Below are 14,705 nucleotides of genomic sequence, written 5' to 3'. Positions count from 1 at the left end.
AGTGATCGTACTGCATCGACCCACAAACCTTCACGAGCCGCTCATCAGAATACAAGCACCGTCGCTCACCAGTTGAAAGTTTCCTTGACGAAAGGAATTGTTAACTTGCGCTTCGCCGTAAAAGAGGCATCATCAAGCTTATCCAGTAGGGAAAACATCGCAGCTAAGTCACGCGGACTACGCAACAAAATAAATCGGGCCACCTCATCGGGTAGCTCCATACTGCGCACATGGGCACGCATCTTCAATGCGGTGAGCTTTTCTTCATCGCTGAGTTCGTGCAGTTGAATCACCACCCCCCAACTCAAGCGCGATTGCAGATCTGCCAGCTGAATGGACAGCTGGCGTGGGGGCATAGTGGCGGCAGTCAATAGACGACCACCAGCATCCCTTATTCTGTTAAAGAGGTGAAACAGCGCTTCTTCCCATTGTGAGTTACCCGCAATGGCCTGCACATCATCGATACAAACCAGCTCCAGTTGCTCGAGATTTTCCAGCAGTTCAACGGGATAATCGATCAATTCGTCCATGGGCAAATAGACAGATGTCTTGCCGAGCGTACCTGCATGGTGACAGGCCGATTGTAATAGATGGCTGCATCCTGTCCCTTTGGCACCCCACAAATAGAGAAAACGCTCGCCCTCTTCAAATAGCTGCCTGATCGAGCTGATCGCCAGCTCATTTCCTTTGGCATAGAAATTATCCAGCTTTGCGTCATCACGCAGCCGCAACCATAGCGGCAGCTGGATTGGTAAAGAAGGCTTTTTGGTAGTCACTTAACGTTCACCATTATCCTCATCAGCCCCACTACCCAACTCTCCTGATTGATGGTTGTCTACGACAGCATCAAGAAGGGCATCATTCTGATACAGAGGCCCATCTTTATAGTGGCGAAACAGGTGCAGCATAAGCACCCGAATCACCGCTGCAGCTGGCAAAGCCAGAAGAATACCAACAAAACCAAAGAGTTGCCCACCTGCAAGTACCGCAAATATCACTACTACCGGATGCAATCCAATCTTGTCACCCACTAAGTTGGGAGTCAGAACCATACCTTCCAGCATCTGCCCAATACCAAACACGACACAAACCCACACGAGAGGCAGCCAGGTATCAAACTGCATGATGGCTGCAATCAGCGCCATTCCCAGCCCTACAATGACACCGAGATAAGGAACGATACTGGCCAATCCGGCCAATACACCTATCAGCAACGCCAACTTGAGCCCAACCAGAGCCAGACCTACTGCATAGATAGCACCGAGAGCGGCCATAACAGTAAGCTGCCCGCGTACAAAGGCGCCCAGCACATCGTCGCACTCACTCGCCCAGAGTGACACCTTGGGCTCCAGATTGCGTGGCAAATAGTCACGAATGCGCGCTACCATCACGTCCCAGTCACGCAACAGATAAAATGTAACGACGGGGACCAATGCCAGATTGGCAATCCAGGTCACCAGACTGAGGCTGGATTTGGTAGCCTGAGAAATCAACATCGCCACGACGTCTGTCGTCTGCTGCAGATTGCCTGTAATCGCCTGCTTGGCTTTAACCGCTGTAGTGCTATCAATGTCAAAGCCGGTCCAGTGCTCTATCAGCGGAACCACTTTTTGCTGCAACATCGCCCACCCTTCAGGAAGCAGACTAGTCAGCGTTTCTATCTGCTTGCCCAGACTGGGCAACACCAGCAATACAGCCAGTATCAACAGCAGCGTCATTCCTACAAAAACAATAATGACCGAACCAGTACGACTAATGCCTTTTGCCTCTAGTCGGTCGGCGATCGGGTCAGCCATATAAGCCAGGAGCATGCCCGCAAGAAAGGGGGCCAGTATCGGCAACAACAAATACACAAAAGCAACCATTACAACTGTCAACACCAGCAGCCAACGCTTTTGTAGCTCCGTCATGGCGACTCAGCTCCTTGCCAATTGAAATTTAGTGTCTGCTCATCTGAGCCAGCTTGTGCGCGCAGACTATTATTTTGGGACAACTCATCCTGCAACTGCCGGATTGTCCCTGAACTAATCACGCGGACCCGAACCTCATTACCTTGCATGGCATCCAGCTGAAACGACACAATCGAGCTCAGCTGTTGCAAATCTTTCTGCAAAGCCTGCCAGTCATCCAGACTGCGAATCCCCGACACGCTCAGGAAATAAGCGCCTGCACCTTGCAGTGCACTCAGTTTATCCTGCTTGGCGAAGTAAACAGCAAGCTGATCGACTATGTCCGCCGCAATCGCATCCAGACTATCCTGCTGGCTTTTGAATAGCATCTGTCGATCCCGATCCAGGAGCTGCCATTGCGAAGTCCATTTCCCTTGCTCCTGATAGACCCGCCCCGTCAGGACAGCCTGCGCCCCGTATCGGGAGGAGGCTTTTTGAATCGGCTCAGCGAAGAAGCCCCAGGCATCACCAACGCTCAAGCCCAACTCATCCTGCAAATCCATTAAAGGCCGAAAAAGAGGAATACCGCGCTTCTGCGCTTGCGCCTGCATGGCCACTGCCAGAGGTGAGTTGGCAACTAACTGTCTTTGCCCTTGCTGCTCCTGCGCCAACCACATAAGTACTGAACTACGATTACGTGACCAGGGTACAAGTGATGCCTCTTTATAAAGCTGGTTAAGTGCATTCTGGTCAAAATTGATATGTAAGGTGAACAGTCCCTCTTCTCCTGACTGCACTGCACGATCAACTTTGAAGTCAATCACATAGCTATCTGGATGATCCAGCGCATCAACCAGATGCGGATTCGAGAGCAGCTCTTTCATACCTAGCTGACGCAGAAGGACATCAGACAACCCCTGACGCAATGCCGCCTTTTGTGCGTCCTGACTATCTACCTGCAACCGCTGATCATCACTCACATAGTTGTCGATAACCTGACCATGGGCGTTAGCACAGCACCCCGCCAGTAACAGGCCAATGTGCAAAAACATCTTGATCTTGTTCATACCGCTCCACATTCGGTCAAAACATCGCGTAACTGAGTGCCCGACAATTGAATGACACCAGCGAGACATTCATGCTCTTTCCACTCCTCTGTTAACAAGAGGAACACCGCCGATCCCGGACTGAACTTGTCCCACCATTGTAAGCACAAGCACTCTTCCTTTAACAACCGCGCGAAAATGTCTACGTCTCCGGTACCGGGATAGTTGTCGCCACTCCCACCCTTTACTGCTAAACTATCGCCCTCGATTAGGCCCCCATTTCGGCTTGAAGTTCAGTAGTGTTTTTCACACCAACTGGATTGTTTTTACTCCACTTTTTACGGCGTTGGATTGAGGACGATGACCTCCACTGATCAAAAGAAATCCCTGAGTTATAAAGATGCGGGCGTAGATATCGATGCAGGTAATGCATTGGTGGAACGCATTAAAGGTGTCGCTTCCCGCACCAAACGCCCAGAGGTACTTGGCGGCTTGGGTGGATTCGGTGCATTGTGCGAAATCCCCGCTGGATATCGTCAACCTGTTCTGGTTTCTGGCACTGACGGCGTGGGCACAAAACTGCGCCTGGCTATGGATCTGGGCAAACACGATACTATCGGTATCGATCTGGTAGCCATGTGTGTCAACGATCTGGTGGTTGCAGGTGCAGAACCTCTGTTCTTCCTAGATTACTACGCAACCGGCAAACTGAATGTTGATATTGCAGCTCAGGTAGTAACCGGAATTGGCGCGGGCTGCGAACTGGCAGGTTGTGCGCTGGTCGGCGGAGAAACAGCTGAAATGCCCGGCATGTATGAAGGCGAAGACTACGACCTGGCAGGGTTCTGTGTTGGCGTAGTAGAAAAGTCTGAAATCATCGATGGCAATAAGGTGAGCGTTGGCGACACACTACTGGCTCTGGGCTCTAGCGGACCTCACTCCAACGGCTACTCCCTGATCCGCAAAATTCTGGAAGTAAGCGGCGCCAATCCTGCTGACAAACTGGCAGGAAGCGATACCTCTCTCGCTGATGCCCTCATGGCTCCCACCCGTATTTACGTTAAAAACCTGCTCAAGCTGATCAAAGAGACTCAGGTAAACGCCCTGGCTCACATCACCGGTGGCGGCCTGCTGGAAAACATTCCTCGCGTTCTGCCTGCAGGCACCAAAGCAGTACTCAACGGTAACTCCTGGGAACTACCACCCGTTTTCCAGTGGCTGCAGCAGGCAGGTAACGTTGAAACCCGCGAAATGCATCGAACCTTTAACTGCGGCGTAGGCATGGTTATCAGCGTTCCTGCTGACACAGCAGCCAATACCCTGAAGTTACTGCAGGATGCCGGCGAGAATGCCTGGATCATTGGCTCGATCGCTGCCGCCTCAGAAGGCGAAGAGCGTGTGGAAGTAATTTCTCAGGAGGCCTGAGGTGAAGCGCCTGGTCGTACTAATCTCAGGCAGCGGTAGCAATTTACAGGCTATTCTGGACTATCTGGCGCAGGGCACCTGCCCTGCCCAGGTAACTGCTGTCATTTCCAATAAAAGTGATGCCTACGGTTTGGAGCGCGCGCGTAACGCTGGCATTCCAACTTTCAGCCTGTCACACAAAGACTTCAGCAGCCGGGAAGCGTTTGATGCCGAGCTGATGACGCTTATAGATAGTCAGCACCCTGACCTGGTCATATTAGCGGGGTTCATGCGTATTCTTACGCCTGAGTTCACCCGCCATTACTCTGGCAGGCTGTTTAATATCCACCCTTCTCTGCTGCCAAAATATAAAGGGCTCAATACCCATCAGCGAGCCATTGAGGCTGGAGATAAACTGCACGGCGCCACTGTGCATTTCGTTACAGAAGAACTCGATGGCGGCCCACTGATTGTTCAGGGACAACTTGATATTAATCCAGAAGACAACCCTGACTCACTGGCTCAGCGCGTCCACATTCTGGAACATCAAATTTACCCCATGGCCATAGACTGGTACTGCTGTGATCGACTCACTCTCAGCCCAGATGGTACGGTGCTGCTGGATAATGCATCCTTGCCCTCTACAGGCCACATTCACAGATCATCCTGAAACATAGAGCCTCTTACCAGCGCCTGTTTGTATGTTAGGATTCCTGACCGTATAGACAGGCGTCGGATTTATGTCGCACTCATGAGGGATGCAATGCTTAAAAAACTCTGGGCTCCATTTTTACTGGCGTTTGGCCTCCACTCGCATGCAGCGACCCTGAAGCCATTTGAAGCTCATTACAGTGCCGAAATCGATGCTGGCATTACCGTTGGCGCAAGCGCCGTTCGATCTTTGCAACAAACAGCTGACGGGCACTGGATACTGAGTATTCGCATCGAGAACGCTCTGGCCAGCCTGGATGAAAGTACCGAGTTTCGCCTGCAGAATGGCGCAGTGCAGCCACTGCACTACGAATTTTTACGCAAAGTACTGGGCAAGAAGCGGTCAGCAGTGCTCGACTTTGACTGGGAACAAAAACGTGTCCACAACAATGTGCAAGATAAACCTTGGCACATGGAAATTCCCGAGCACACTCAAGACAAATTAAGCTATCAAGCACAACTCCTGCTTGATCTGGAGAATGCCGTCAAGCAGTACAAGTATGACGTTGCCACTGGCGGAAAGCTCGACAGCTACGTGTTTGAGAATGTCGGCACAGAGCAGATCAAGACACCTGCTGGCACTTTTGAAACCATCAAACTGAAGAGAGTACGCGAGTCAGGCAGTGATCGCGAAACCCTTATATGGCTTGCACCGGAACTGGATTACCAGATAGTACAGCTACAGCAAGTTGAAAAAGACGACAAAACTTATCGCCTTGTATTGAAATCCCTGAACTGAACAAAGCACAAGAAGCAGGTTATGAGCAGCACATCTTCTTTTATTGAGTACGGCGAGCAACTTGATCAGCAACTGCGCGACATGGAGTGCAATGCTGGCGAAGAGCAGCTCTTTGCTTACTCTTACTTGATGGGTCACATCAGCCTCGTGACCTATGAGGAAGGTACAGACGTGGCAGATTTCAATTTACGCATGGATGAGGCTATAGAACAGGCATTTAACGTTGACCGCCTGAGCGAAGATGACAAGTCCATGATCAGCCGTTTATGGCATCAAATCAAAGCCTGATTAAGCTGAGGACTTTCGTCTGCCATGAAAGTCCTCCATTGCCTGCAGTGAAACCCACCTTACATTTCCGTAAAAATACTCAGACAAGAACCCTGCGTCGAACAACAATTTTAAGAAATGAACATCCATTGCACTAACAGCCTCGACCTCCAAGCGTTACAATGTAAACGCCAAGCACAGTGCCTATTCTTAACACCAGAGACACAACCCCACTCACAGCAATGTCACTCGCACCCAGTCCAGACTACACATCATATCCACACCCCCGACAGCAGAACACACATATAACGATGTCATTTTTCGATGAAATGCCGAAGCCTTGACATTGGTGTATTTAAAACGCAAAGGGCTTTTACTAAGCTATCGACTGTAGATTTGCAAGAAAAGAGATCCTAGATGGATGACCAGATTGAGCTTCGTCTGAAACAATGCACCAAGTTGCCGAGCCTGCCTTCTGTCGCTCTGCAACTGGTGGAAGCGGCAGGCAAGCCAGACTTAGACCCCGACGAGGTCATCTCGATACTCGCGAAAGATCCCGCGTTGGCAGCCAAGGTCATTCGTGTTGCTAACTCCCCACTCTATGGGCAGCTCAGCAAAACCCAAAACCTGAATCAAGCTATCATCAAGCTGGGCCTCCATAGCGTTATCACCCTTTCACTCAGCTTCAGCATTACCCACGGCCTACGCAGTGAAGGTCAACCACATTTGCTGCAGGTATGGAAACGCAGCTTGATATCCTCTATCGTTGCCCGCCTGATAGGCCAACGCCACAACATCCCTAACAAGGAGGATTTGTTTCTCGCCGCCTTGCTTCAGGATATTGGCATACTGGCACTGGATGCGATGGATGACGGCTATCAACAGATAATCCTTGAGGCCAAAACCCATCAGGACATTTTGCGACTGGAACGCCAAACCTATAAAACTGACCATACAGAAGTAGGTCACTGGCTATTGCAGCAGTGGAACTTTCCTGACCTACTCTGCAATGCCATTCAGTTCAGTGACGACCTGGCAATCACTCATGAGACCGAAGAAGCATCACAGTTTCTTTCGATTGTTGCGTTATCTGGGCGAATTGCCGACATCTGGCTACACCCAAGCATTCGCCAAGCGTCCTTTACCGCAATGATCGCCAACCAAAAACTGGTAAAACTGACCGACAGCGAATTTCAGGGAGTGATTGATTACGTCACCAGCCAAATGGAAAGCTTCGGCCAGCTATTCAATATCCAGTTATTCAGCAGCAAGCAGGCCGAGCAAATCCAGGAAACCGCATCAGAGGTATTAGCCATCCGCAACCTTACCCTGCTGCGAGAAATTCGCAAGGAAAGGGAAAAGGTAGATATTCTTGAAGAACAGAACCGCTACCTGGAAGATCAGGTAAAACGCGACCCCCTGACAGGTCTATATAATCGTCGTTACCTGGAACATATCATGGCGATTGAGTTCAGCGAGGCAGAAGCTAACGAATGGCCGCTATCACTGATATTCATGGATCTGGACAATTTCAAAGACATCAACGATAGATATGGCCACCCGACGGGCGACGAAGTATTGAAGAAGGTTTCGCGCTATATGGAGCGACAATTAAGACGCTCCGATGTAGTCGCCCGTTACGGTGGCGAAGAGTTTGTCATCCTTTTACCGAATACTCGCCAGGATGATACGGAGAGGTTGGCCCTGAGGCTGAAAGACGGCATCAAACAACTGTCCTGCATCTCCGAGCATGGGGATGCCATACACGTCAGCACCTCAGTAGGCGTTGCCTGCCATAGCAGTAAACATCCGTTTGCGGGCGCCAACGCCCTGATCGCGGCAGCTGACAAAATGCTGTATGAAGCAAAAAACAGTGGTCGGGATCTGATCCGTGTTTATCAACGCCCTGAGCCGCTATAACCCACAGCAACGCACTCTTCCGAAATAAAAATGGCAGCCACTGGCCTAATGCCAGTCAGTTAAGCCCAACAGCTTGACCTTTTGCGCCCTGAAACGAAAATCCGATGCTTGTTTTGAGCATCGGACTTTTTATGCGACTTTCCCGCGACTTGGCACTGACTCACGAAGCGGCTTCTGCTACTCACTCCCTTGACGAGCTGGGGGCGTTGCTTGATCCAGAGCTGGTCAGCACCGCACTGGAAACGGCGGGAGTGGCGACCCTGCGTAAGCGACGTCTCCCTCTAGAAGCCATGATCTGGTGTGTGATCGCCATGGCGTTGTTTCGCCGGATGTCAGCCTGGGATGCCGCGAGCCGTATGGACATCATGTTGCCTGGGCAGAGGCCATTGGTCGCACCCAGTGCCATCGTGCAAGGTCGCCAGCGCTTGGGCAGTGCTGCGGTGCGAGAAGTCTTTTCCCTGACTCAACAAGGCTGGCATGCCAGCGCCAACCACCCCACGTGGGCCGGTTTGCGCCTGCTCAGTGTCGATGGCGTGGTCTGGCGCACACCGGATACGGACGACAACCGCAAGCACTATGGCAGCGCCAGTAATCAGCATGGCGATACCGGCTATCCCCAGGTTCGCATGGTCTGCCAGATGGAGCTGACCAGCCACATGCTGGTGAGTAGTGCTTTTGCCGGTTACCACAGCAACGAGATGAAGCTGGCCGAACAACTGATCGACAGGACACCCGATCACTCATTGACCTTGTTCGACCGTGGTTTCTATTCACTGGGGTTACTTCATCGCTGGCAACAGACAGGCACTCAGCGCCATTGGTTACTGCCGCTGCGCAAGGATGCTCAATACGAGGTACTGCATAAGTTAGGGCGCCACGATGCCATCGTCTCGCTAAAGACCTCGCCGCAGGCGCGTAAACAATGGCCCGACCTGCCAGACACGCTACAGGCTCGGCTATTAAGCAAGACCATCAAGGGCAAAGTGCGGCAGGTACTGACCTCGATGATCGATCCTCTGCGCTTCCCACCCGACGAAATCGTGGATCTGTACAGTCAGCGTTGGGAAATCGAACTGGGCTATCGAGAACTGAAGCAAGGCATGCTCGCGGGGCACTACACCCTGCGAAGTAAAACGCCGGAGATTATTGAACAAGAACTGTGGGGCGTACTACTGGGGTACAACCTGCTGCGTTATCAAATGCTGGAAATGAGTCGCCACTGCCCTGGCATCTACCCTTGTGAAATGAGTTTCACCGCTTGCACCTGGGCGATTCTGGGCTTCTTGAACGGAGTCTCTTTGAAGCATCCTGGCAACATCCCTCGCTACCTGGCCGAACTACAGGCTTCGGCCATGCACTACGTCCTGCCTCATCGACGCGCGGATCGCAGTTACCCGCGGGTGGTCAAGCCCAAGCCGTCCAAGTATCCGACCAGAAATAAAAATGCCAGTCAGCTTAACTGACTGGCATTAAGCCACTGGCTGCCATTCTTGTGACACGTCAAACATTTTAAGCAAAACACGACCAAAAATAGTCAAAAGCATCACAGTGATGGTGGGTTATTTGCACTAACAACTACACAGTCAACTACACCTGGATTACGGAATCTATGGGGTAAGTTGCTATCAAAAAAGTAGCCATCCCCTTTTACCAGGACACGAGTCTCATCCGCTACAGTCAACTCCAGCTCACCCTGAATAATAACACCACCCTCTTGCCCCTCATGCACCAGCATATCCTCACCTGTATCGGCCCCTGGAGGATAGATTTCATGTAAGACAGAGAGAGATCGATTGGGATAGTTATACCCCACCACTTTTAAAGCAATATTACTGTGCCCGAGATCAGGCTGCTCATCAGCACAGTAGAAATACTGACGTTGCTCTGGCACATCCAGAGTAAAGAATTCCTGCAAGGACATGGGAATACCATCAAGCACCTTCTTTAACGAACTCACCGAAGGGCTTACACGATTCTGCTCGATCAAAGAAATAGTACTGTTTGTTACGCCCGCTCGTTTAGCCAACTCACGCTGCGACAATCCTTGCTGCTTACGCACATCCTTTAATCGTGTCCCCACATCAATACTCATCACTTTATCCTTGCCAAGTCGATTACGATTAAAGCCGTCTTTATTATGTTAAGAATATTGAACAACCTACCGTATTAAAGACATGTACGACATCATTCGCAAGGGTTTATTCACAAATATGCAACACTGGATTAAGAGAGAGACAATAGCTATATGCAAATACCAAGACCCAACTTCCAGTACAGGTTTTATTCATCTACTACGCTGTAGTATTTACCATGCTGAACAAATAAAGGCATGATACAAAACGTCATTGCACTCAGGGCATTTACGCCAATGAATCAACTTGACCTGTTTGATGTCCCCGTCCCTAATCCTTGTGCCGGGGTCTGTGAATCTGATGCAAAAGGCTTTTGTAAAGGCTGCATGCGCACCAGAGATGAGCGCTTTAGTTGGAACAACTACAATAACAGCGAAAAGCTACAGATCATTCAACAGTGTCGTCAACGCTACCTGCGCCGAGTAAAGGCAGCACGGGCTCAGAAAGCCAGGCTACAATCGGGCATCGCTTCCGAACAGCAAGATGAGCAGCTATTCTGAACCCTATCAAGTACCTGTAAGCCTTCAAATATAAGCACAAAAAGTAAAGTTGCGTTATTTTTTGATTGCTAAATATTGCAGAGTTGATAACTTACAGCAGCTGGCATTGAAGGAGTCGCCAGACTAGAAACAACAAAAGGACTAAAGATGAAAGTACTAAAAACCCTGGCAGCGGTCGCTGCCTTGACCTTCCCCTTGTTCAGCTTCGCTACTCCCGTCAACATCAATACTGCTACCGCTGAAGAACTGGCCAAAGCCCTTAACGGTGTCGGCCAAAAAAAGGCAGAGGCGATTGTTGCGTGGAGAGCTGAACACGGCCCCTTTACCAGTGCGGAACAACTAAGCGAAGTGAAGGGTATTGGCGAGGCGCTGATTGCTCGCAATAAGGACGATATTTTGCTGCAAGACACAACCAAAGCAGCGCAATAATCAAAGCAAGATATAACGCATGTTGTGGAATTATGTAGTCACAACATGCCGAACCAACCCCCGCATCAGCGATGCCGCCATTTCCAGGGCGCTATCGGAGCAGCATCACGCCACAACCCTTTTTTGGCGGTTCGCGCACGCTGCTCAAGCTCCAGTAAACGGGCATCACTCGAGTATTGACGGTAGACCCAGGCCATCCCCCGATCAACCATAGTGGCGTTGACGTTATAACCATTCAGATAAACCAGACCCAAAAGGCGACCATACTTATCTTTCTGATCGTATTCGACACGAACGTCCTGGTTACCCACTATTTTTTGCAGCATCGCTTTGGAAGCACTGCCATAGCGCTGATCATGCTCTGGCGCATCGATGTATAGCAGGCGTACCTTGAAACCGTGACCTCGATAAGACACTACCAAGGTGTCACCATCGTAAACATGGGTCACCTTTCCTTCAAAAGAGGAGGCAGAAGCTGAGGAGGTAAAGAAAATTAAGAAAAGAAGCAGAAGATATCGATCCATGACCATTCCTGTCCAAAACCATTAATACAGTAGTTAGCGGATAGGACATGAAAAAAGCAAGAGAGGATATATAAGATGTGGCTCCCCGAGCAGGACTCGAACCTGCGACCAACGGATTAACAGTCCGCTGCTCTACCGACTGAGCTATCAGGGAACGTCGGAAGGAAATATGTGCGAGAGTGGCTCCCCGAGCAGGACTCGAACCTGCGACCAACGGATTAACAGTCCGCTGCTCTACCGACTGAGCTATCAGGGAATGTCTCGGCACGGGCGCTTATAGTACGGATTCGCAGCCGAGAGTCAAGAACTAAAACAAAAAAGATAACCTCCTCAATCAGTTAGCGCAGAATACTCTTCAACAGCGTCTCATTTTGCTATCAGGCAAAGACAGCAGTAATTCATAGACGTGCAGTCTTGACTCACATAGCAATCTACTGGTTATCCACACAGGCAGCCTGCTATTATCCGGTCTTGTCATCTGTAAAGACCAGCTCTATCAAAAGGGTCTGTGTCGGCGAATATGGTGCCAATGAACACGGATTCCTGGTGAGGTGAATAATTCCAATGAGTGAACATACTGCTGAACGTTTTCAGGTTACCAGCAAATATGAACCCGCAGGCGACCAACCCTCCGCCATACGCTTGCTCTCGGAAGGTATCAATGACGGGCTGGCTGCACAGACCCTGTTGGGCGTAACAGGTTCAGGCAAAACGTTCACCATTGCCAACGTCATCGCCCAGGCACAGCGGCCAACGCTGGTACTGGCACACAATAAAACACTTGCAGCGCAACTCTACGGTGAGTTCAAAGAGTTTTTCCCCAAGAACGCCGTCGAGTACTTCGTTTCCTATTATGACTACTACCAGCCCGAAGCCTACGTGCCATCTTCAGATACGTTTATTGAGAAAGATGCTTCGGTAAATGAACACATCGAGCAAATGCGCCTCTCTGCTACCAAGGCCATGATGGAACGGTCTGACGCCATTGTCGTAGCAACTGTATCTGCCATCTATGGTTTGGGCGACCCGGAATCCTACTTGCAGATGATGTTGCATCTGGTGCGCGGCGATGTCATAGATCAACGGACCATATTGCGTCGTTTGGCCGAATTGCAATACACACGCAATGATGTGGACTTCACTCGCGGCACCTATAGGGTTCGCGGTGAGATCATCGATGTATTCCCGGCAGAGTCTGACAGCGAAGCGGTGCGTATAGAGCTGTTTGATGATGAAGTGGATTCGTTGCGCTTCTTCGATCCCCTTACCGGGGAACTACTTCGAACTGTTCCTCGCGTCACCATCTATCCGAAGACTCACTATGTGACTCCGCGCGACAAGCTCCTCGGGGCGGTCGACATGATTGAAGAAGAACTGGTTGAACGACTGGAATACTTCAAAGCTAATAACAAATTGCTGGAGCTACAGCGCCTTGAACAACGCACACGTTACGACGTCGAGATGATCAGAGAGCTGGGCTACTGCAATGGCATCGAAAACTACTCTCGCTTTCTGTCCGGTAGAGGGCCGGGGGAACCTCCTCCCACCCTGTTCGACTACCTCCCTGCTGAGGCCCTGCTGGTCATTGACGAATCCCATGTCACCATTCCACAGCTGGGTGCCATGTATAAAGGTGACCGCTCACGCAAGGAAACCCTGGTGGAGTACGGTTTCCGCCTGCCGTCAGCCTTAGACAACCGCCCCATGCGTTTTGATGAATGGGAGCGCATAGCACCACAGATGATTTTTGTCTCCGCAACACCAGGCAAGTATGAAGAGGAACATGCTGGTCAGGTCGTTGAACAGGTGGTTCGCCCGACAGGACTGGTTGATCCAGAAATTGAGGTCCGCCCCGCCAGCACCCAGGTCGATGACCTGCTGTCCGAAATTCGATTGCGCGTTGACCTGCATGAGAGAGTGCTGGTCACCACGCTGACCAAGCGCATGGCAGAAGACCTGACCGAGTATCTGACCGAGCACGGTATCAAGGTGCGCTATTTGCACTCGGATATTGATACCGTCGAGCGGGTAGAAATTATTCGGGATCTGCGTTTGGGAGAGTTTGACGTCCTGGTCGGCATTAACCTGCTGCGTGAAGGACTGGACATGCCTGAAGTCACTCTGGTTGCCATTCTGGATGCAGATAAAGAAGGCTTCCTCCGCTCTGACCGCTCATTGATTCAGACAATCGGCCGGGCCGCGCGAAACGCACGGGGCAAGGCCATTCTCTACGCAGATCGTATGACCGGCTCGATGCAACGTGCTATCGACGAAACCGAGCGCCGTCGTGCCAAACAAGTCGCCTTCAACGAAGCACATGGCATTACACCCAGATCCGTATTCAAATCGGTGCAGGATATATTGGAAGGGGCCGTCACTCCCGGTAAACCCGGACGTGGCCGTGGGCAGCGCAAGGTGGCTGAGCCTGCAGCAGACTATCAGGTGAATGTGGAGCTGATGTCACCCAAGGAACTGGCCAGGGCCATCAGCCAGCTGGAGGAGAAGATGTATGCAGCCGCCAAAAATCTGGAATTCGAGCAAGCTGCCATGCTGCGTGATCAACTTGCCGAGCTGAAGCAAAAGGCTTTGATCAGCTAAAAGGTTCACTTAACGCCGGATACATTCAATGCAATCCAGGGAAATGTCCGGCGTGTTTTCCAATCCACTCAGTCGCCGCCTCCTCACTACTGAGAGAACGCCCCTCCCGCTCTTCGACTTCCTTGCGGTACTGCTCGATATGACAGATCTGCTCAATCATACGTACGGCGAAGGCCGTGTTCTCGTCACTGAAGCGCACGCCAAGCTGGTAGTGATGACTATTAATCGGTGAACTCCACACGACCTCTCCCAGAGCACAGAACGGGGGATCCTGAATGGGGATACAAATTTCTACTAGTGAACCAACCGCGATGGCTTCATCAACCATCACACTTAGCCCCCCTTCGCTGTAATTACACAACCGCTGATAACATTCCAGCTCACCGTCCTGATGACGGCAGCTGATGGGGACACTTGAAGGATGACGAATGAACTGGCGCATGAGGCACCTCGACTACCACGGGAACTCCATTTACCAGTTATCGACTCATGGCGTCAAAACTGTATGGAATATATTTTTTATACAGACTTTATTGTGAAATAAAA

15 protein-coding genes and 2 tRNA genes are annotated in these 14,705 nt (G+C 50.8%); 9 read left to right on the top strand and 8 right to left on the bottom strand.

What is annotated here, in order from left to right; translation table 11 throughout:
• Nucleotides 1-65: 65 nt before the first annotated feature.
• The 3 genes from hda to WH50_RS11295 are packed head-to-tail and all read right to left on the bottom strand — an operon-like array spanning nt 66 to nt 2,956.
• The gene (hda, locus tag WH50_RS11305) at nt 66-776 is read right to left on the bottom strand and encodes a DnaA regulatory inactivator Hda (protein ID WP_110187395.1); all 711 of its coding nucleotides are present in this window, start codon (nt 774-776) and stop codon (nt 66-68) included.
• Nucleotides 777-1,910: an AI-2E family transporter gene (locus tag WH50_RS11300; protein WP_110187394.1), complete on the bottom strand. Its 1,134-nt coding sequence runs from the start codon at nt 1,908-1,910 to the stop codon at nt 777-779.
• Nucleotides 1,907-2,956: a DUF2066 domain-containing protein gene (locus WH50_RS11295; protein WP_207780265.1), complete on the bottom strand. Its 1,050-nt coding sequence runs from the start codon at nt 2,954-2,956 to the stop codon at nt 1,907-1,909. The genes WH50_RS11300 and WH50_RS11295 overlap by 4 nt, the downstream gene beginning before the upstream one ends.
• 339 nt (nt 2,957-3,295) lie before the next feature.
• On the opposite strand from WH50_RS11295, the gene purM reads away from it, so the two are divergent.
• The 6 genes from purM to WH50_RS11265 all read left to right on the top strand — a co-directional run bounded on the left by purM (nt 3,296) and on the right by WH50_RS11265 (nt 9,439).
• On the top strand, nt 3,296-4,360 hold the full coding sequence (gene purM / locus WH50_RS11290; RefSeq protein WP_110187392.1) for a phosphoribosylformylglycinamidine cyclo-ligase: 1,065 nt from the start codon (nt 3,296-3,298) through the stop codon (nt 4,358-4,360).
• A 1-nt stretch (nt 4,361) separates the two neighbouring features.
• Nucleotides 4,362-5,009: a phosphoribosylglycinamide formyltransferase gene (gene purN / locus WH50_RS11285; RefSeq protein ID WP_110187391.1), complete on the top strand. Its 648-nt coding sequence runs from the start codon at nt 4,362-4,364 to the stop codon at nt 5,007-5,009.
• 93 nt (nt 5,010-5,102) lie between these two features.
• Nucleotides 5,103-5,789, top strand: coding sequence for a DUF3108 domain-containing protein (locus WH50_RS11280; protein ID WP_165838396.1), 687 nt, complete (start codon nt 5,103-5,105; stop codon nt 5,787-5,789).
• Nucleotides 5,790-5,810: 21 nt separating this feature from the next.
• Nucleotides 5,811-6,077, top strand: a complete 267-nt coding sequence (locus WH50_RS11275) for a YfcL family protein (RefSeq protein WP_110187389.1) — start codon at nt 5,811-5,813, stop codon at nt 6,075-6,077.
• Between the two features lie 396 nt (nt 6,078-6,473).
• Nucleotides 6,474-7,976, top strand: coding sequence for a sensor domain-containing diguanylate cyclase (locus WH50_RS11270; protein WP_110187388.1), 1,503 nt, complete (start codon nt 6,474-6,476; stop codon nt 7,974-7,976).
• 131 nt (nt 7,977-8,107) lie between these two features.
• Nucleotides 8,108-9,439, top strand: coding sequence for an IS4 family transposase (locus tag WH50_RS11265; RefSeq protein WP_110187387.1), 1,332 nt, complete (start codon nt 8,108-8,110; stop codon nt 9,437-9,439).
• Between the two features lie 80 nt (nt 9,440-9,519).
• Here WH50_RS11265 and WH50_RS11260 read toward each other — a convergent pair whose 3' ends face one another.
• A complete protein-coding gene (locus WH50_RS11260) occupies nt 9,520-10,068 on the bottom strand; it encodes a cupin domain-containing protein (RefSeq protein WP_243410083.1) in 549 nt (182 codons plus the stop codon).
• 276 nt (nt 10,069-10,344) lie between these two features.
• On the opposite strand from WH50_RS11260, the gene WH50_RS11255 reads away from it, so the two are divergent.
• Both WH50_RS11255 and WH50_RS11250 read left to right on the top strand, forming a co-directional pair.
• Entirely contained in the window at nt 10,345-10,608 is a 264-nt protein-coding gene (locus WH50_RS11255; protein ID WP_110187425.1) for a DUF1289 domain-containing protein, read from the top strand.
• Between the two features lie 147 nt (nt 10,609-10,755).
• Nucleotides 10,756-11,037 carry a ComEA family DNA-binding protein gene (locus WH50_RS11250; protein WP_110187386.1) on the top strand — a complete coding sequence of 94 codons (282 nt, stop codon included), beginning with the start codon at nt 10,756-10,758 and terminating at the stop codon, nt 11,035-11,037.
• Nucleotides 11,038-11,102: 65 nt separating this feature from the next.
• Here WH50_RS11250 and WH50_RS11245 read toward each other — a convergent pair whose 3' ends face one another.
• From WH50_RS11245 to WH50_RS11235, 3 genes are all read right to left on the bottom strand, one after another.
• Nucleotides 11,103-11,561 (bottom strand): thermonuclease family protein, encoded by a 459-nt coding sequence (locus WH50_RS11245; RefSeq protein WP_165838395.1) that lies wholly within the window; start codon nt 11,559-11,561, stop codon nt 11,103-11,105.
• Nucleotides 11,562-11,639: 78 nt separating this feature from the next.
• Nucleotides 11,640-11,715, bottom strand: a tRNA-Asn gene (locus WH50_RS11240).
• 26 nt (nt 11,716-11,741) lie between these two features.
• Nucleotides 11,742-11,817, bottom strand: a tRNA-Asn gene (locus WH50_RS11235).
• Nucleotides 11,818-12,125: 308 nt separating this feature from the next.
• Here WH50_RS11235 and uvrB point away from each other — a divergent pair.
• Nucleotides 12,126-14,159, top strand: coding sequence for an excinuclease ABC subunit UvrB (gene uvrB / locus WH50_RS11230; protein ID WP_110187384.1), 2,034 nt, complete (start codon nt 12,126-12,128; stop codon nt 14,157-14,159).
• A 25-nt stretch (nt 14,160-14,184) separates the two neighbouring features.
• On the opposite strand, the gene WH50_RS11225 is transcribed toward uvrB, so the two are convergent.
• On the bottom strand, nt 14,185-14,601 hold the full coding sequence (locus WH50_RS11225; RefSeq protein WP_110187383.1) for a PilZ domain-containing protein: 417 nt from the start codon (nt 14,599-14,601) through the stop codon (nt 14,185-14,187).
• Nucleotides 14,602-14,705: the final 104 nt, after the last annotated feature.

The organism is Pokkaliibacter plantistimulans (assembly GCF_003194385.1).
Taxonomy (GTDB): domain Bacteria; phylum Pseudomonadota; class Gammaproteobacteria; order Pseudomonadales; family Balneatricaceae; genus Pokkaliibacter; species Pokkaliibacter plantistimulans.
Note: the sequence above shows the minus strand (reverse complement) of the source record. Positions and strands in the feature narration are given on the sequence as shown.